This is a genomic window from Chiayiivirga flava (assembly GCF_014202825.1).
Classification (GTDB): Bacteria; Pseudomonadota; Gammaproteobacteria; order Xanthomonadales; family Xanthomonadaceae; genus Chiayiivirga; species Chiayiivirga flava.
Genome location: NZ_JACHHP010000006.1, coordinates 126,943 through 144,968 on the forward strand (window position 1 = coordinate 126,943; position 18,026 = coordinate 144,968).

13 protein-coding genes are annotated in these 18,026 nt (G+C 71.3%); 6 read left to right on the forward strand and 7 right to left on the reverse strand.

Annotated features, from left to right (window positions below; translation table 11 throughout):
* Positions 1 to 33: 33 nt before the first annotated feature.
* From HNQ52_RS14975 to hda, 4 genes are all read left to right on the forward strand, one after another.
* The gene (locus HNQ52_RS14975; protein WP_183961989.1) at positions 34 to 1,083 is read left to right on the forward strand and encodes a DUF2066 domain-containing protein; all 1,050 of its coding nucleotides are present in this window, start codon (positions 34 to 36) and stop codon (positions 1,081 to 1,083) included.
* Positions 1,080 to 1,637: a CDP-alcohol phosphatidyltransferase family protein gene (locus HNQ52_RS14980; RefSeq protein ID WP_183961990.1), complete on the forward strand. Its 558-nt coding sequence runs from the start codon at positions 1,080 to 1,082 to the stop codon at positions 1,635 to 1,637. Before HNQ52_RS14975 ends, HNQ52_RS14980 begins: the two co-directional genes overlap by 4 nt.
* 477 nt (positions 1,638 to 2,114) lie before the next feature.
* Complete coding sequence (locus HNQ52_RS14985) at positions 2,115 to 3,368, forward strand: AI-2E family transporter (protein WP_425486509.1); 1,254 nt, start codon at positions 2,115 to 2,117, stop codon at positions 3,366 to 3,368.
* Positions 3,365 to 4,054, forward strand: coding sequence for a DnaA regulatory inactivator Hda (hda, locus tag HNQ52_RS14990; RefSeq protein ID WP_183961992.1), 690 nt, complete (start codon positions 3,365 to 3,367; stop codon positions 4,052 to 4,054). The genes HNQ52_RS14985 and hda overlap by 4 nt, the downstream gene beginning before the upstream one ends.
* Positions 4,055 to 4,102: 48 nt before the next feature.
* On the opposite strand, the gene HNQ52_RS14995 is transcribed toward hda, so the two are convergent.
* The 6 genes from HNQ52_RS14995 to HNQ52_RS15020 form a co-directional block, all read right to left on the reverse strand.
* Positions 4,103 to 7,387 carry a reprolysin-like metallopeptidase gene (locus tag HNQ52_RS14995; protein WP_183961993.1) on the reverse strand — a complete coding sequence of 1,095 codons (3,285 nt, stop codon included), beginning with the start codon at positions 7,385 to 7,387 and terminating at the stop codon, positions 4,103 to 4,105.
* Between the two features lie 154 nt (positions 7,388 to 7,541).
* Entirely contained in the window at positions 7,542 to 8,237 is a 696-nt protein-coding gene (gene murU, locus HNQ52_RS15000) for an N-acetylmuramate alpha-1-phosphate uridylyltransferase MurU (RefSeq protein ID WP_183961994.1), read from the reverse strand.
* A complete protein-coding gene (locus tag HNQ52_RS15005; RefSeq protein ID WP_183961995.1) occupies positions 8,234 to 9,247 on the reverse strand; it encodes an aminoglycoside phosphotransferase family protein in 1,014 nt (337 codons plus the stop codon). The genes murU and HNQ52_RS15005 overlap by 4 nt, the downstream gene beginning before the upstream one ends.
* Positions 9,240 to 10,154, reverse strand: a complete 915-nt coding sequence (locus HNQ52_RS15010; RefSeq protein ID WP_183962077.1) for a histone deacetylase family protein — start codon at positions 10,152 to 10,154, stop codon at positions 9,240 to 9,242. Before HNQ52_RS15010 ends, HNQ52_RS15005 begins: the two co-directional genes overlap by 8 nt.
* 56 nt (positions 10,155 to 10,210) lie before the next feature.
* Positions 10,211 to 10,759 carry a cob(I)yrinic acid a,c-diamide adenosyltransferase gene (locus HNQ52_RS15015; RefSeq protein WP_183961996.1) on the reverse strand — a complete coding sequence of 183 codons (549 nt, stop codon included), beginning with the start codon at positions 10,757 to 10,759 and terminating at the stop codon, positions 10,211 to 10,213.
* Between the two features lie 19 nt (positions 10,760 to 10,778).
* Positions 10,779 to 11,387 (reverse strand): hypothetical protein, encoded by a 609-nt coding sequence (locus HNQ52_RS15020; RefSeq protein WP_183961997.1) that lies wholly within the window; start codon positions 11,385 to 11,387, stop codon positions 10,779 to 10,781.
* A gap of 93 nt (positions 11,388 to 11,480) precedes the next feature.
* Between HNQ52_RS15020 and ubiH the strand changes: the two genes are divergently transcribed.
* Together ubiH and HNQ52_RS15030 are read left to right on the forward strand one after the other, a co-directional pair.
* On the forward strand, positions 11,481 to 12,686 hold the full coding sequence (gene ubiH / locus HNQ52_RS15025) for a 2-octaprenyl-6-methoxyphenyl hydroxylase (protein ID WP_183961998.1): 1,206 nt from the start codon (positions 11,481 to 11,483) through the stop codon (positions 12,684 to 12,686).
* Complete coding sequence (locus tag HNQ52_RS15030) at positions 12,683 to 13,870, forward strand: FAD-dependent oxidoreductase (RefSeq protein ID WP_183961999.1); 1,188 nt, start codon at positions 12,683 to 12,685, stop codon at positions 13,868 to 13,870. Before ubiH ends, HNQ52_RS15030 begins: the two co-directional genes overlap by 4 nt.
* Before the next feature lie 100 nt (positions 13,871 to 13,970).
* Here the strand turns inward: HNQ52_RS15030 and HNQ52_RS15035 are convergent, their stop codons facing one another.
* Positions 13,971 to 17,876 carry a cadherin domain-containing protein gene (locus HNQ52_RS15035; RefSeq protein ID WP_183962000.1) on the reverse strand — a complete coding sequence of 1,302 codons (3,906 nt, stop codon included), beginning with the start codon at positions 17,874 to 17,876 and terminating at the stop codon, positions 13,971 to 13,973.
* Between the last annotated feature and the right edge of the window lie 150 nt (positions 17,877 to 18,026).

Sequence of the window (18,026 nt, forward strand, 5' to 3'; positions counted from 1 at the left end):
TGGGCGCCGATTGCCGCCCCGGATTGGCCGCCCATGCCGCGTTTTCGCCTGCCGTTGTTCGTTTGCTGGATCGTGCTCGCCTGCCTCGTTGCCGCGCCTGCCGTGGCGCAGGAGGTCAATCTGTACGAGGGCGAGGTGCCGGTCGACAGCCAGAGTGCCGAGCAGCGCAACGCGGCGTTGCCGGCGGCGCTCGCGCAGGTGCTGGTGAAGGTCAGCGGCGACCGCGGTGCGGCCGGCATCGCGGGCGGGCAGGGCACCGCGCTGATGCAGCGCTACCGCTACCGGCAGGACGTGGTGAACGTTGCCGGCGTGCCGCAGATCAAGCTGTTCCTGATCGCGAGTTTCGACCCGGCCGCGGTCGAGCGTCTGCTGGCACAGGCCGGCAGGACGGTGTGGCCGCAGCCGCGGCAAAAGCCGCTGCTGTGGCTTGCGATCGACGACGGCAGCGGCGCCCGCATCGTGGGCGAGGCCCAGGCCAGCGCGGTGGCGGCGCTGCGCGCCCGTGCCGGCCAGCGCGGCCTGGCGCTGCGCCTGCCGAAGAACGACGAGCAGGACCAGCTGGCGGCCACGCCCGAGGCGGTGCAACGCGGCGACGCCGAAACGCTGCTCGCGGCCTCCGCGCGCTACGGCGGCGCGCCGTTGCTGATCGGCCGGCTGCAGCGCAGCGGTGCCGGCTGGAGCGCGAGCTGGCTGCTGCACGACGGCAGCCGCGAGCTGGCGCGCTGGAGCAGCGACGACGCCAATGCGATGACCGCGCTCGCCGGGGGCGGCGACGGTGCGGCGGACGCGCTCGCGCGCACCTACTCCACCGACATCCTCGGCGGCGATGCCGGGCGCTACGCCATTGCCGTGCAGGGGCTGCAGCGCGCCGAGGACTACGGCCGCGTGCTGCAGACGCTGCGCGCGCTGCCGGTGGTGCGCGCGGTGGTGCCGGGGGCGGTGTCGGGCGACCGGCTGGAGCTGGAGGTGGATCTGGGCACCGATGTCGATGGCCTGGCCCGGCTGCTCGAACGCGGCCGCGTGCTGCGTGCGTTGTCGCCCGGCGACGCCGGTACGCCTGCGGTGTTCCAGCTGGAGCCATGAACCTGCGGCAACTGCCGAATGCGATCACCTTGCTGCGGGTGGCGTCGGTGTTGCCGCTGACTTTCGCGATCGATCGCGGCGCGCACGTGCTGGCGCTGGCCGTGGCTTCGGCCGCTGCGCTCTCCGATGCGCTCGACGGATTCCTCGCGCGGCGCTTCGGCTGGCAGACCGCGCTCGGCAGCCTGCTCGATCCGATCGCCGACAAGGTGCTGCTGACCGGCTGCTTCGTCGCGTTGTGGTCCGCGGGCGCGGTGCCGGGCTGGCTGCTGGCGCTGGTGCTGGGCCGCGACGCCGTGATCGTGGCGGGCGCGCTGGCGTATCACCGCTTCGTTGCGCCGGTGAGCGGCGATCCGACCTGGCTCGGCAAGGTCACCACGGCGCTGCAGCTCGGGTTCGTGCTGCTGCAGTTGCTCGATCGCGCGGGCCTGGGCGTGCCGGTCGCGGTGCTCGACGCGGGCTTGGTGATGGTGGCGCTGGCGACGCTTGCGAGCGGGATCGACTACGTCGTGCGCTGGGGGATGCGTGCGCTGCGTGACGGGCGGTCGGCGGGGTAGCTGCGCGGCGCAGGTGCCGGGCCGGGTGTCTGCCGGAGCGGCGGGTGAATCTTGGGCCGGCGATGGTGCGGTCGGCCGACAGCGGCGGGCTCCGTTTTCCCCCTTCCGCCCTTCGGGCACCTTCCCCCGCTGCGCGGGAGAAGGAAAGAGCGGGCGCTCGGTAATCCATCTGCACCTCGGCGCCATCGCTCCCTCCTCGCACTGCGGTCTTCGCACTGCAGTCTTGCGGTGCCATCGCTCCCTCTCCGCCACTCCAGTCTTTCCGCCACTGCAATCTTGTGGTGTCACCGCTGCCTCTCCGCACTCCAGTCTTACGGTGCCACTGCTCTCTCCGCACTCCAGTCTTGCGACACCATCGCTCCCTCTCCCGCGCAGCGGGGGAGGGTGTGGGAGGGGGTGCGGTCGCGGCCGGCATCGGCCTGTCCATGCGTCCACCACACCGAATCCGCGACGCCCGCACTACACTGGCGCCACCCGATTCGCGTTCCGCCGGAGTGCCCGATGAGCGACACCCAAAAATGGCAGCTGCTCGCGCTGACCGTGGTGCTGGGTTTCCTGCTGTGGCTGCTGGCGCCGGTGCTCACGCCGTTCGCGATTTCCGCGCTGCTGGCCTACCTCGGTGATCCGATGGTGGACCGGCTGGAGAACTGGAAGCTGTCGCGCAGCCTCGCGGTGGCCGTGGTCTTCGTGCTGATGTCGCTGGCGCTGGTGGGGGTTGCGCTGCTGCTGGTGCCGATGCTGGAGCGGCAGATCAGCTACCTCGTCGAGCAGTTTCCGCGCTATCGCGACTGGTTCCAGAACACCGCGTTGCCGTGGATCGAGTCGCGCACCGGCATCGACATCGTCGACCTGGACCCGGCTTCGCTGTTCGACATGCTGAAGGACTCATGGACGCAGGCCGGCGGTGTCGCCGCGACCGTGCTCGGCGGCCTGTCGAAGTCCGGTCTCGCGGTGCTGGGCTGGGTGGCGAACGTGGCGCTGATCCCGGTGGTGACGTTCTACCTGCTGCGCGACTGGGACGTGCTGGTCGAACGCGTGCGCATGCTGTTGCCGCGGCCGATCGAGCCGACCGTGTCGCGTCTTGCGCGCGAATCGGACCATGTGCTGGGCGGCTTCCTGCGCGGCCAGCTCAGCGTGATGCTGGCGCTGGGCACGATCTACGCGCTGGGCCTGTGGATGGTGGGCATCGATCTTGCGCTGCTGATCGGCCTCATCGCGGGCCTGGTGAGCTTCATTCCGTACCTTGGCGCCATCGTCGGCGTCGGCGCGGCGCTGATCGCGGCGCTGGTGCAGCACGGCGACTGGCTGCACGTGGTGCTGGTGCTGGCGGTGTTCGGTGTCGGTCAGACCATCGAGAGCTTCCTGCTGACGCCGTTGCTGGTCGGCGACCGGATCGGCATGCATCCGGTGGCGGTGATCTTCGCGATCATGGCCGGTGGTCAGCTGTTCGGCTTCTTCGGCGTGCTGCTGGCGCTGCCGGTGGCGGCGGTGACGATGGTGGTGTTGCGCTACGCCTACGAACGCTACACCACGAGCCGGCTGTACGGCGCCGCGGTCGGCGCGGTGGCCGCGGTGCCGGACGATGCGTCCGACGCCGCGCTGTCCACCGCGGCGGCCACGGGCGAGGCGCCGCCGGTCGCGCCCGCGCCGGCACACGGCGCGTCCGACGAGCGTCCGCACGCGCCGATTTCGCCGTTGCCCGATCCGCACGGACGCACCGCCGGCAAGTGAGCACGCCGCAACTGCCGCTGGCGCTGCGGGCGCCGGCCGACCGCATTTTCGACACCTTCGTCGGCCACCCGGTGCCCGTAGGCCTGCTGCGTGCGCTGGCGCGCGGCACATCGCACGACGGCGCCTTCGTGTGCGGCCCGCAGGCGAGCGGCAAGTCGCATCTGCTGCTGGCCTGCGTCGACGACGCCGCGCGCGCGGGACGGCGCGCCGCGTACGTGGCCCTCGCGGCTGCGCGCGGCAGGCTGCGCGACCTGCTGGCGGCGCAGGAAGGCGGCGATCTGGTCGCGCTCGACGGCGTCGATGCGGTGGCGGGCGAGCGCGACGACGAGGTCGCGCTGTTCGATTTCCACAATCGCGCCCGTGCGTCCGGTTGCGCCCTGGTCTACGCCGCGCGCGCCGCACCCGCGCAGCTGGCGCTGGTGCTGCCGGACCTGCGGTCGCGGCTGGCGCAGTGCACGCAACTACCGCTCGAGGTGCCGGACGACGCACTGCGCCGCGACGTGCTGCGTGCACGCGCGGCATGGCGCGGCCTTGCGTTCGACGACGCCGCGTTCGATTTCCTGCTGCGCCGCGTCGACCGCGACCTCGTTTCGCTGATCGACATGCTGGAGCGCCTGGACCGCGCCAGCCTCGCCGCGCAGCGGCGCATCACGGTGCCGTTCCTGCGCGAGGTGCTGGCGCTCTGAGACCCGCCGCAGTCGGACTGCAGGCTGCCAAGCGCGCCCCGGCGCGACTCAGCGGCCCGCGGGCGTGCCGTCCGGTGCGGTCGGGCTGTCCGTGGCGCGGACCATCGGCAGCGCGTCGGCATGCCAGTCCAGTGTGTCGTGCAACAGCGCCAGGTCGATCGTCGCCTCGCCCGTGCCGTCGACGTCGAACGCCAGCGCGCCCAGCGTGATCGGCGCGGGAAGGCTTGGTGGCGGCGGTACGTCCACCACATCGCAGCCGGGGCACGGCCCGCTCGGAAGCGTCATCGAGAACTGCAGTGGATCGGCATCGCCCGCGCCGCCGCCGATGGCCCAGGTGGGCACGCCGTCGAGGTCGTAGACGAATGCGACGGCGTAAGCGATCTCGCCCTGGCGCGCGACCGTCAGGCCCCAGCCGGACTGGCCCGGCGCGAACCACGCAGCCGTCGGGAACTGCGTTTCGCTGCTGGTCCCTGCGGCCACTGGCTGCATCGGTTCGCTGCCGCTGACCGCGCCGACGGTGTAGTCGAACGTCGCACGGTTCTCCGCGGCAAAGACCAGGCGTGCACGGCCGACCGGTGTCGCCGTTGCCGCGGTGCCGTCCCAAGCGGTCTGCAGCAGCGGCGCATCGAACACGCCGTTGCGCAACGGGCCCACGGCGAGATACCAGATCGGCGTGCCGTTTGTCGTGTACGTGTACCAGGTCATCGCCAGATCGCTGCCGATGGTCTGAAGGTCGATGCCGTGGCCGGCGCGCTCGACGTTGCTCCAGCCGCCCGCAATCGGGCGGTAGCGCCGCGTCGCATCGAGCGGAAAACGGTCCAGCACCTTCGGCGCAAACGCGATGGCCTGCGGTGCCGGCATCGCGCCGGGCGGCGTGCGGCTGAAGACATCGATGAAGGCGCCGGTGACACCGTCGTAGCGCAGGATCGCGTCGCTGCCGGTGCTCGACACGTACAGGTGGCCGTCCGGACCGAACGCGAGGCCCGCCGGGCCGTGGAGTCCGCCGCTGCCCGCGGCGACGAACACGCTCGCAACCGCGAGCTGCCCCGGCACGTAGCGCACGATGCGATCGCGCGCCTGTTCGGCGATGAGCAGCGCGCCGTCCGGCGCCACCACCATCGCCGACGGATTCGTGATGAGTCCGCCCGCCTGGCGTGGCTGCACCGTGGCGAGCAGCGCGCCGGTGGCGGCATCGATCTCGCGCAGGCGTCCGTCGCGCGACAGCGCCCACAGGTGTCCATCGGGCGCGACGGCGAGCGCGCGCGGCACGTCGTCGAACAGCGGCGTGTCGCCGAACACGCCGCCGGGACGTTCGACGCCGGTCACCGCATCGAAGCGGTGCAGGGTCAGGATCGACGAATCGCCGACATAGACCATGCCGTCGTCGCCGACCGCGAAGCCCGAGGCAAGACCCGACGGCAGACCGGGCAGCGGACCGCCACGGTACGACTCCACCAGGATCGCTTCGCGCGTGCGGCCTGCGCGCTCGTAGCGTCGCACGTCGCCCGCGACGAGCGCATCGATGCGCTTGCGCGAGGCGTCCCAGGCAAGTCCGGCGCGTGGCCCCAACGCCTGCGGCACGTGTGTCTCGACGATCTCGACGCCGCCGTACAGCCCGCTGCCGCCGTCCAGGCGCAGGACGCGGTCGCCGCTCGCGACGAGCAGGTCGACGTCGGCCAGGGACTGCGCGTCCGCGACATCGGCGATGCCGTCGCCGTCGCTGTCCGGATCGGCATTGTCGCCCACGCCATCGGCGTCCGTGTCGCGCGCTTCGCCGCGGTTTGCCGGGAACGCATCGACCGCGTCGGCAACGCGGTCGCCGTCGGCATCGGTGCTGCCGGTGGCGTCGTCGGGCAGTGCGTCCTGGGCATTGGCCACGCCATCGCCGTCGCGGTCCGGATCGGCGTTGTCGCCGATGCCGTCGCCGTCGAGGTCGGACGATTCGGCGGCGTTGGTGGGGAAGGCATCGCGGTTGTCGGCCACACCGTCGCCGTCGCCGTCGCGCTGCGCGCCGGCATCGAACGGAAACGCGTCCTCGCTGTCGCGCGCGCCGTCGCCGTCGCTGTCCGGATCCAGCGGCGCGGGGGCGATCGCCTCGCCCGCCACCGTTGCGGCGCCGAATGCGGCGGCGGCCGCCTTGGTGTCGCGCAGTCGGCGTGCGTTGTCCGACACGTTCGGCACGCCGCAGGCGAGACCGCCGCACCGCAGATCCGGATTGGAAAACTGCAGCAGCCCCAGGCGCCGGTCCGGCGTGCCGGAGCCGAACGAACTCATCACCGTATTGAACCGCCCGGGCACGATGAAGGCGGTGCCGAATCCGGCGTTGGGCGAATTGGCGCCGTTCTGGTGTTCGGCGCCGAGGTTGTGCCCGACCTCGTGCGCGAACACCTGGTCGTCGCACAGCGACCACGAATCGAATCCGTCGCTGAGCACGTTGAAGCCTTCGCTGGCTTGGCCGGTGAACAGGAACGCGATGCCGCAGCTGCCGCGGATTTCGACATCGTGCGGACGGATCAGGGTGACCAGGTCCGCGCCGGTGGCCGCGCGCCGCGCCGCGACCGTTTCCATGCCGACCACGCCGAGGCCTGCACCGGCATCGCGCAGGTGTTCGAGCGCAAGACCGTTGTCGTTGCGATCGGTGTACCCGATCCGGTCCATGCCCACCGCGCGCAGCGCGAGATCGGCGTGGCTGTTGGCGAAGACCTGGTTGGCGATCGCCACCAGATGGTTGAGGCGCGTCGCGGCCGCGCTGCCGGGATAGCGTGCGGCAAAGCCTTCGGTGTAGACGAACAGCACGTCGAGCGAGGTCGCGGCGGCCTTGGCCGCGTCGGCGGTTGCGACGCGCGCGCGCGATGCGGCCTGCGACAACGCGACCGCGTCGTCGTCGTTGTCGGCATGTTCGAGTCCGGCGGCGTCGGTATCGATCAGCCAGGCACGATCGCCCCAGCGCTCGAAGCGGAATTCGCCCTGCGGTGCCCGCACGAGGCCGAAGCCCGCCTGCGCTCCGAACGTGAACACCACCGGCGCCAGCGCCCCGGCGCCGGCCAGCGTGCCGCTGACCGTGATGTCGCCGTCGGGGTGGAGGGTTTCGCGCGCATCGACGACGGCGTGCATGCGCCCGTCGGGCAGCGCGATGCGCCATTGCCCGGCGTGTTTGTCGGCGCCGCGCTGCAGGGTCAGCACGCTGCCGGGCGGCAGCTCGGCCAGGGCCTGGAGATGCGCCGGCAGGGTCGATTTCTGCGGCGTTCCCGGCGCCGGCGTCCACTCGGGCAGCGCACGTGCGGGCAGGCTCGCGAGCGCCAGGCACAGCAGGAGAAACAACTTCGATGGCATGGGTCGACATCCCTCGGAATGGTGGACACGACGCAGGTCGGCCCACGGCGGTCGCACCGATTGTAGGCGGGCGACGGCATTTGTCCCGTGCAGGTCGCAGGCGTGCGCGGGACGGCGACGGACGGCGTGGCGAAATGCACGCCCGCCGCGGCGTTCAGAGCGAGCGGCGCAGTGCCTCGAGGCGTTCGGGCGTGCCGACATCGGTCCACGCACCACGGAACTGTTCGCCGCGCACCCGGCCGCTGCGCATCGCCGCGCGCAGCAGCGGTGCGAGGCGGAAGCGCGGCACGCAGCCCGGATGCGGCATCGGGCCGAGGGTATCGCGCCAGCGCGCGAACAGGGCAGGATCGAACACGCCGACGCCCGAGTACGTGAGGCGCGGGTGCGTCGCATCGCCGTCGAGCAGGCCGTCGTCGCGCAGCACGAAATCCCCGGCCGGGTTGTGCGCGGGATTGTCGATCATCACCAGATGCGCGACGCCCTCGGGTGCGGGCGGCAGCGTGGCGAAGTCGATGTCGGTGTAGACGTCGCCGTTGACCAGCAGGAACGGCGCATCGCCGAGCAGCGGCAGCGCGTTGAGGATGCCGCCGCCGGTCTCCAGCGGCTCCGCGCCTTCGAACGAATACACGATGCGCAGGTTCCAGCGCGAACCGTCGCCGAGCGTCGGCGCGAACTGTTCGGCAAGCCAGCTGGTGTTGACGACCACGTCGCGCACGCCGCAGGCGGCGAGTTTTTCCAGATGGTGTTCGATCAGCCGCCGGCCGCGCACTTCCAGCAGCGGCTTGGGCGTGTGCAGGGTCAGCGGACGCAGGCGTTCGCCCTTGCCGGCGGCCAGCACCAGCGCCTTCACAGCGGCGGCACGCGTGGCGTGACGTACGTTTCGAACACCTCGCGCAGCGGCGCCAGTTCGCGGTAGCGCGACGCCACGTCGAGAACGTAGCGCACGAAGCGCGGCGCATCGGCCAGGTATTTCGATTTTCCGTCGCGGTAGTGCAGGCGCGCGAAGATGCCGAGGATCTTGAGATGCCGCTGCACGCCGATCCAGTCGCAGTCGCGCAGGAACCGGCGCTCGTCCGGGACCGGCAGACCGGCGGCGCGCGCGGCGTCCCGGTAGCGCAGCAGCGTGACGCGCACCCCGTCCTCGGGCCAGCTCATGAACGCGTCGCGCAGCAGGCTGACCGGATCGTAGGCGATCGGACCGACCACCGCGTCCTGGAAATCGAGCACCGCCGGGCCGTCGTCGGCCGGCATCAGATTGCGCGGGATGTAGTCGCGATGCACCAGCACGTGCGCCTGCGCCGTTGCCGACTCGATCAGCCGACGCTGCACGAGCTCCATGCGCTCGAGCACGCCGCAGTCGGCCGCGAGGCCGAGATGGCGGCCGAGGAACCAGTCGTCGAACAGGCGGCGGTCGCGGTCGTAGAGCGCAGCGTCGTAGCGGCGCACGCCGGCGAGCGAGTCGATGCGCTGCAGCCGCACGAGCTGATCGATGCAGCGTCCGAACAGCTCCTCGGCGTTCTGCGGCTCGAGATGGTCGAAGTAGGTCGAACGGCCGAGGTCTTCGAGCAGGACGAACCCGGCGTCGGCATCGTGGGCGCCCACGCGCGGCACGCGCACCCCGCCGCCTGCGAGCAGCGCGTGTTTTTCGAGCCACGGGCGCACGTCTTCCAGCGCCGGCGGCGAATCCATGACGATGACCGTGTCGTCCGCATCGCCGCCGCGACAGCCGCGCCAGTAGCTGCGGAAGCCGGCATCGGACGAGGCGCGGTCGAGCCGCAGGCGCGCGTCGCCGGTGGCCGCGCGCGCCCACGCCAGGCGTGCGCCCGCGCGTTCGGCATCGTTTGCGGTGGCGTCAGTCAAGCAGGGCGCGCACGTGCGCGAGCGAGCAGTCGCGCAGCGCGGTCAGGCTGTAGCCGCCTTCGAGCGCGGACACCACGCGCCCGCGTGCGTGGCGCTGCGCCAGCGCGACCAGTTCGCGCGTGACCCAGGCGTAGTCGTCGGCGTCGAGGTTGAGCCCGGCGAGCGGATCGAGGCGGTGCGCGTCGAACCCGGCCGAGATCAGCAGCAGCTGCGGGCGGAAGGCATCGAGTTCCGGCAGCAGGGTGTGGGTGTAGGCGGCGCGGAACGCATCGCCGCCGCTGCCTTCGGGCAGCGCCACGTTCAGCACGTTGCCCACGCCCCGTTCCCACGGCAGCCCGGTGCCGGGATAGATGTTGCGCTGGTGCGTGGAGAGGTACAGCACGCGGCCGTCGTGTTCGAAGATGTCCTGCGTGCCGTTGCCGTGGTGCACGTCGAAATCGACGATGGCCACACGCTGCAGGCCGTGCCTGGCGATCGCATGCGCCGCGCCGACGGCGATCGAATTGAACAGGCAGAAGCCCATCGCGGTGTCGGCGGTGGCGTGGTGGCCGGGCGGGCGCACGGCGCAGAACGCGCGGGTGCAGTCGCCGTGCAGCACCGCGTCGATGGCCGCGCACACGCCACCGGCTGCGCGTTGCGCGGCTTCCGGCGAGTCTTCGTTCATCGCGGTGTCGGCGTCGATCTGCAGGCTGCCGTGGATCGGCGTGTCGAGCACCCGTTCGAGCAGGGATTCGGCGTGCGCCAGACGCAACTGGGCGCGCGTGGCCGGGGGCGCCTCGCACCATTCGACACCGCGCAGGCCGGCGCCGCGCAGGCCGTCGAGCACCGCCGCCAGGCGTGCCGGCGATTCCGGATGGCCGATGCCGCCGCTGTGCTTCAGGCAGGCCGCGTGGGTGTAGATGCGCAGAGTCTCGAGCGGCTGGTGGATGGCGGCGGCTCCGGTGTGCGATGCGACGCCGCGGCTCAGCGCCGTGCGTGTTTCCAGAGCACTTCGCCTTGCCCGGATGCGCGTGCGAGCACGCGCGCCAGCACGAACAGCAGATCGGACAGGCGGTTGAGGTAGCGGATCGCTTCCGGCCGCACGGTTTCCTCGCGCGACAGGGAGACGGTGTCGCGTTCGGCGCGGCGGCAGACGGTGCGCGCCACGTGGCAATGCGCCGCCGCCGCGCCGCCTCCGGGCAAAATGAAATCCTTCAGCGGCGGGAGCGGATCGTTGTAGCGGTCGAGCGTGGCTTCGAGGCGTTCGATGTCGGCCTGCGCGATGGCGGCGTGGCCCGGAATGCAGAGTTCGCCGCCGAGGTCGAACAGCTGGTGCTGGATCGAGACCAGATCCGCGCGGATGTCGTCCGGCAGCGCCTGCGCCAGCACCACGCCGATGCACGAGTTGGCCTCGTCCACGGTGCCGTAGGCGGTGACGCGCAGCGAATCCTTGCCCACGCGTGCGCCGTCGCCCAGCCCGGTGCTGCCGTCGTCGCCGGTGCGGGTGTAGATCTTCGACAGGCGATTGCCCACGCAGTGCGCCGTGTTGCCGTCAGGCGCGCGTGTCGCGCGCCGGCGCACCGAGCGCGCGCGTGACTCCCACGCCCACCGCATGCAGCACCGCGACGATGGCGACATAGGCCACGGTCACGCGCAGGAACGGCAGGTACCAGTCGCCGAGGTTCTTCATCCAGCCGGCGAACGTCGCCGTCGACACCACGTCGCTGAGCCAGTAGAAGCTGCCGTTGGACACGACGAAGCAGACACTGAAGGCGACCAGCAGCGTCGCCGCGAGCAGGCCGAGCGTGCGCAGCGTCAGGCCGTTCTGGTGGCGGCGCAGCAGCATGCCGCCGTACCACAGCGCGAAGTACGACGGCGCGAGGAACCAGTACGCCGGCGTCACGCAGTAGTGCGTCCAGAAATCCAGTCCGGCGTTGCTGATCACGATGTAGTCCACGATCACCGCCAGCGCCATCAGCAGCGGAAAGGCCCAGCGCGAGGCGCCACGCAGATAGAACCCGCCGACGAAGAACATCGCCCACGACGCGTCCGGGATCGACGAGAAATGGAACGTGGTTTCGATGACGTTGAGGCGCGTGACGGCGAGCACCAGCGCGACGGCGCCGAAGATCGCGAAACGCTGGCCGGCGGAAAACGACATGGGGTGACTCCGGAAGGCGGTGCGCCGCGTAGTGTAATCGCAGCCGTGGCGGGGTGCGAGGCGGCGTGCCGGGTGCAGGTATCATGCGTGGCGATGAATAACTCCTGCGATGTCCTGATCGTCGGCGGCGGCCTGGTCGGCGCCAGCCTTGCGTGTGCGCTCGACGCGAGCGGCCTGGCGACGACGCTGGTCGAAGCCGCGCCCGCCGCCGCGCCGCAACCCCCGAGTTTCGACGAACGCAACCTCGCGCTCGCCGCAGCCAGCGTCAACGCGCTGACCGCGCTCGGCGTGCTGCGCCACCTGCCGTCGGCGCCGGCCCCGATCGAGCGCATCCACGTCAGCAGCCGGGGCGATTTCGGCGCGCTGCGGCTCGATGCGCGCGAACGCGGACTGGCCGCGTTCGGCCAGGTGGTGATCGCGCGCGAGCTGGGCGTGGCGCTGGAGGCGCGGCTGGGCGAACTGCGGCACCTGACCCGGCTGCGGCCGGCGCGGGTCGACGGTATCGACACACAGCCCGAGGCCGTGCATGCGCGGCTCGCCGGGCCCGACGGCGGCACGCGCACGCTGCGTGCCCGCCTGCTGGTGGCGGCCGACGGCACCGCATCGACGCTGCGCGGCGCGCTCGGCATCGAGGCGGACATCCACGATTACGCGCAGACCCTGTTCGTCAGCGTGATGCAGGCCGAACGCGATGCCGCGCGCACCGCCTACGAACGCTTCACGCCCGACGGCCCGGTGGCCATGCTGCCGCTCGGCGGCACGCGCCTGGGCAGCGTCTGCACGGTGGCGCGCGCGAAGGCCGACGCCGTCGCCGCGCTCGACGATGCGGCCTATCTCGATCTGGTGCAGCAGCGCTTCGGCTGGCGCCTCGGCCGCCTGTTGCGCGTGGGTCGGCGCAGCGCCTATCCGCTGCGGCGGGTGCAGGCGCAGCGCCTGATCGCGCCGCGTGCGGTGCTGGTCGGCAACGCGGCGCAGACGCTGCATCCGATCGGCGCGCAAGGCTTCAACCTGGGCCTGCGCGATGCGCTGACGCTGGCGGAGATCGTGGCGACGGGCGGTGATCCGGGCGCGCCCGAGGCATTGCAACGCCACGCCGTGCGGCGCAGCGTCGATCGCGAGGCCACCGCCGCATTCAGCGACGGGCTCGCGCGCGTGTTCTCGAACAGTTTCACGCCGCTGCGGGCGCTGCGCTCGCTCGGCCTGCTCGCGCTCGATCGCGTGCCCGGCCTCGATGCCGGCTTCGTCGCCGGTGCGATGGGGTTCCGCGGCGACGTGCCGGCGCTGGCGGTGTCGCCGTGACGCGCCGCGGGCCGGACATCGTGGTGGCGGGCGCGGGTGTGGTCGGCGCCGCCACGGCGCTCGGGCTCGCGCGCGCCGGCCTGCGCGTGACCGTGGTCGAGGCGCGCGAGGCCGCGCCGTGGACCGCGGCCGCGCCGCCGGACCTGCGCGTCTATGCCATCGCGCCGGCCTCGGCCGACCTGTTCGCGGCGCTCGGGCTGTGGCCGCGGATTGTCGCGGCGCGCGCGCAGCCCTACCGCGAGATGCGCGTGTGGGATGCCGGGGCCGCGGGCGAGCTGCATTTCCGTGCGTCCGATGCCGGCGGCACGTCGCTCGGGCACATCGTCGAACAGGGCTTGCTGCAGCACGTGCTGTGGCAGGCGCTGCAGCACGAGCCGAACGCTGAGTTCCGCTGCCCGGCGCGTGTTGCGGCCGTGCTCGAGGACGAGGATGGCGTCGCGGTCGAACTGGACGACGGCAGCCGCCTGCGCGCGCAGCTGCTGGTGGCGGCGGACGGCGCCGACTCTCCGGTGCGCGCGGCGAGCGGCATCGAGGTCGCGGAGCGCGACTACGCGCAGCGCGGCGTGGTGGGTTTCGTACGGAGCGAGCGGCCGCATGCGGACACCGCCTGGCAACGGTTCCAGCCCGGCGGTCCGCTCGCGCTGCTGCCGTTCGCCGACGGACTCGCGTCCATCGTCTGGACCTTGCCCACGGCGGAGGCCGAACGCGTGCTGGCCCTCGACGACGCCGCGTTCGGCGACGCCGTCACGCGCGCCTTCGACGGGCGCCTCGGCGCCCTGCGCACGGCCTCGCCGCGCGCGGCCTTCCCGCTGCGCCTGCGGCTGGCGGAACGCTACGTGCAGGGGCGCGTGGTGCTGGTCGGCGATGCCGCGCACGTGGTGCATCCGCTCGCCGGGCAGGGCGTCAACCTCGGCCTCGCCGATGCGGCGGAACTCGTCGCCCTGCTGCGCGGCGCACGGGACGCAGGCAGGCCGCTCGGCGCGCCGACGCTGCTGCGCCGCTACGAGCGTTCGCGCCGCAGCGCGAACACGCTCGCCGCGTACACCTTCGATGCGCTGGAACGCCTGTTCGGCAGCGACGCCGTGGTGCCGACGCTGCTGCGCGGACCCTCGCTCGCCCTGGTCGACCGGGTGGCGCCGTTGCGGCGCTTTTTCCTGCGTCACGCGAGCGGACGCGCCGGCTGACGCGAACGCCGCGCCGGCCGCAAGCATCGCCCTCCCGCAGAAACGAAAGACCCCGCCGAAGCGGGGTCTTCCGTGACGCGGGTTACGCGGGCGATCGGACTCAGTCCTCGAAGCCGTCCGCGAAGATGGCCGTGCCTGCCGGCGGCACGTCGTTGACGATCACCTCGACCGGCGCGGTCGCGGTGTCGCCGCTGTCGTCGGTGGCGCTGACCTCCAGACTGTAGCTGCCTGCAACGAGCTGCGACGCGTCCGCGACCGTGATGACGCCGGTGGCAGGATCGATCGCGAACACGTTGCCGGTGTTGCCGGCGTCGATCGCGTAGTCCAGCGTGTCGCCGTCCGCATGCGTGGCCGACACCTGGCCGACCACCGTGCCGTTGGTCGCGTCCTCGTCGATCTCGAAGCTGTAGCTGTCCGGATCGAAGATCGGTTCGGCCGGCGCAGCGGGCACGTCGATGTCGACGGTGGCTTCGTCGAAGGCGCCGTCCGGATCGGTGGCGGTCACCGTCAGCGTGAAGCTCGCGCCTTCGGTCAGCAGCGCGGAATCCGCGACCGTGATGGTGCCGGTCGCGTCGATGGCGAAGGAGTTGCCCGTGTTGCCGGCCGTGATCGCGTAGGCGAGCGTGTCGCCGTCCGCATCGGTGGCGGAGACGCCGCCGATCTCGGTTCCGGGTGTCGCGCCCGCGTCCACCGTAAACGCGTACACGTCCGGATCGAACGCCGGCGGAACGTTGATCGCTTCGACGATCGTGTCGAAGCTCGCCGTGTTCGGCGCGACGGGGTCGGTGCTGTCGGCCGTGGCCGTGGCCGTGGCCGTGACGGTGGTGCCGGCCGCAGCCGGCAGCAGTTCCGCGGCCACGGTGAATTCGGCGTCGGCCCCGTTCGCGAGCGACGGCGTCTGGCAGGTGACATCGCCGCTGGTACCGACGGCGGGCGTGACGCACGACCATGCAGGGCCGTTGACAAGCGACACGAAACCGGTGCCCGCAGGCAGCGACAGCGTCACCACCGGCGCGATCGCCGCGTCGCCGCCGTTGTTCTGCACGGCGTACTCGTAGGTCACCACGTCGCCCACGCTTGCATCGGCAAGGTCGGCATCCAGGCTCACCACGAGGTCGGCGGTGTGGAACACCACCACGTCGAAGAAGCCCAGCGCCGGATCGTGGTCGGAGTTGGCGAACGGCACGCCGGTGTCGGTCGCGTCCACGGTGGTGAAGTCCGAATTCACGCGCGGGGTTTCGCGGCGGAAATCGAGCGTGGTGTCGATCACGGCCTGGTTGGCGAGGATGTGGTCGAGCACCTGTGCGTTGCCTTCGAAGACGTAGCTGTAACGTTCCTCGTCGTCGACCAGCTCGGTCAGATTGACCAGGTCAGGATCGACCAGGTCCAGGCCGTCGTCGGGCACCACGGTTTCGTCGTCCGGCGTCGGCGTGCCGTTGATCGTGTTCATCAGGTCGGCGTAGCCGTCGTTGAACTGGAACGCGTTGAAGTCGCCCACCAGCACGATCGGCTTGCCCGGGTTCGCGGTCTGCAAATTGTCGACGAGCAGGGTGAGGTACTCGGCGTTCTGCTGGCGCTTGGCGCGGTTGCGCCGGCCTTCGCCGCCGCCCGGATTGTCCGGATCGTTGAAGCAGGCGTATTCGGCGCCGGCATCGTCGGTGGAATCGGTGCCGATCAGCGACTTGAGGTGGTTGTTGATCACGAACATCGGGTACGACGCGCCGTTCGGTGCGTTGACGACAACGTCCATGACCAGCGGTGCGCGGTCGTTGAGCAGACCGATCGTCTCGCTCACGCCGTCCGGGCAGATCACGTGCAGGTCGGCGCCGTATTCGTCGATGTCGAGCACTTCCACGCGCGGCACGCCCGGCGCGACTTCGCGGTTCTTGATCAGGAAGCCCAGACGCTGGGAACCCGACGTTGCCAGCAGCTGCGCGCTGTAGTCCGGATCGTTGGCGGCGGCGAGGGCACCGATGCGGTCGGCCACGTCTTCGAGCGTGGCAAGGTCGGCCACCTCGATGAAGCCCAGGATGTCGGGCAGGTGCATGTAGTCGACCACGGTGGTGGCGATCTTGTTGGCCTTGCGCTCGTACGTGGTGCCGGACGGACCGGCGAGGTTCTCGACGTTGAAGCCGCCGATGGTGAGCTCGGTGGCGGTCGGCATCGCGGCGGGCGTGCCGGAGGCGCCGGTGCCGGGCACCACGGTGAACGGCTCGGCGTTGCGCGTGAGGATCGTGTAGCGGCGGAACGCGTAGTCGAGCACGCCGACCACGTTCAGCAGCTGGGTGCCCGAGCGCAGCGGGATCGCCGCGCCGCCGGTCAGCAGGTTGGTCTTCAGGCGCAGCAGCTCGGGATTGGTGTCCCAGCACGGCACGTTGGCCGGGGCTTCGGGCGGCAGGTTGGCGCCGCAGTCGTGCGCGTCGACGCCCGGCTCGCGGAACGGCCGCTCGGTGCCGGTGACCACGCCGAAGGATTCGTCGGCCGACGCGGACGTGGGCGCGGTGACGGTGTAGTCGGGCACGCTCACGCGCATGAATTCGAAGCGTTCGAGCTGGTCGAGCGCGCCGGCCGGATCCGGCACGATCGCGATCGGCGTCGGCAGCGGCTGCGCGGTGTCGATCGGCGTCACCGTGATCGGTGCGACCAGTTCGGTGACCGGCAGCTGGTTGGGATCGGCCGGCGGAACGAATTCGTCGACGGTGCCCTGCACGAACACCAGGTCGCCCACGGCCAGGCCGGGCGGCATGTTGGCCGGCACGCCGACGTAGACGTACAGGCCTTCGGACGTCGCCGGATCGGCATCGATGTCGGCGTCGGGCGTCTGGATGTAGAACGCGTTGCTGCGCACGCCGGTGACGACGCCGCGCGTGGTCACCACATCGCCGTCGCGCGGCGAGAGCTGGCCACTGCCCTGGATGGTGTGGATGGCGTCGAAGGCCAGATCGTCGTCGGTGATGGTGCCGTCGGTGTCGATCGGATCGTCCTGCGCGGCGTCGGTGCCGGTGAAGTTCGCGAGCGTCAGCGTGACGACGCTGTCGCCGTCGGCCGCCAGGTTCGGCACGGTCGACACCTCGATCTCGACCGGCAGCGGCGTCGCATCCGTGACCACGATCGACGCCGGTCCCGCATAGCTGAAACGGGTGTTGTCGCCGCTGACGGAGACATCGAATTCGACCGGGTTGCCGGCCGTGGGCGCGGGCGACACGTTGACTTCGAAAGTCAGCGTATTGGCCGTCGGGGGATTGCCCTCGGCCACGGACGGACCGGCCGCGAGGCTGACGATCGGCGCGGCGGGCGCCGGGCCACGCAGGCTGTCGATGTAGGTGGTATTGGCGCCGCCGTTGGGCTGGCCGGGCGTCATCGACGCCAGTGCCACGCTCAGCGTCCAGTTGGCGGCGGTGGTGGCGCCGGCAAGATCGCTTGCCAGCACGGCGCCGGTGTTGTTGCCCGGCGCGCCGATCGCGACGTCGGCCAGCAGCGCGAAGGCGCCCGAGGCGGGGCTGGTCCAGGTGACGGCGAAGCCGTCGGCCGACATCGACACGTCGCCGTTGGTGCCGTTGGTGTCGACATAGGCGACGTCGGTGCCGGCGAGGTCTCCGGCGCTGCCGTTGCCGGTGATGTTCGAGCCGGGCGTGGGCAGCACGAGGTTCCAGTCGCCCGCACCCGGGTCGTAGCTCAGATCCTGGGCCGGTCCGCCGCTGCCGGTGACGACGATGACCGTGCCCGCCGGGAAGTTCGCGGCGATCGCGCCCATGTTCGTGAAGCGGTAGCCGGAAAACTTGGCGGCACGCGTGCCGGTGGAGTCGCCGACGTAGAAGCCTTCGAGCTGCGCCGCGGTCATGGACTCGGTCAGGACGACCTCGATCCATTCGTCGGTGTTGTTGAGATTGCCTGCGCGGTAGAACTCGTTGATGAAGATCTTCTGCGCGAAGGCAGGCTGGGCGAAGGCCGCGCACAGCGCGACCAGAGCGAGCACGGCGAGCCGTGCCGGAAAGCGGCGGAACATAGGTGAAACCCCCGGTGGAGACATGACGAGACAGCCATCGCGAGGGTAGCACCAGATTCTTGCGAGGAGATGTCGTCGCGCGCCGAGCTGCGGGGCGGGACGGCGCATCGAGGGTCATCCAATGGCCCCGCGTTCGTGCGAAATGCAGAC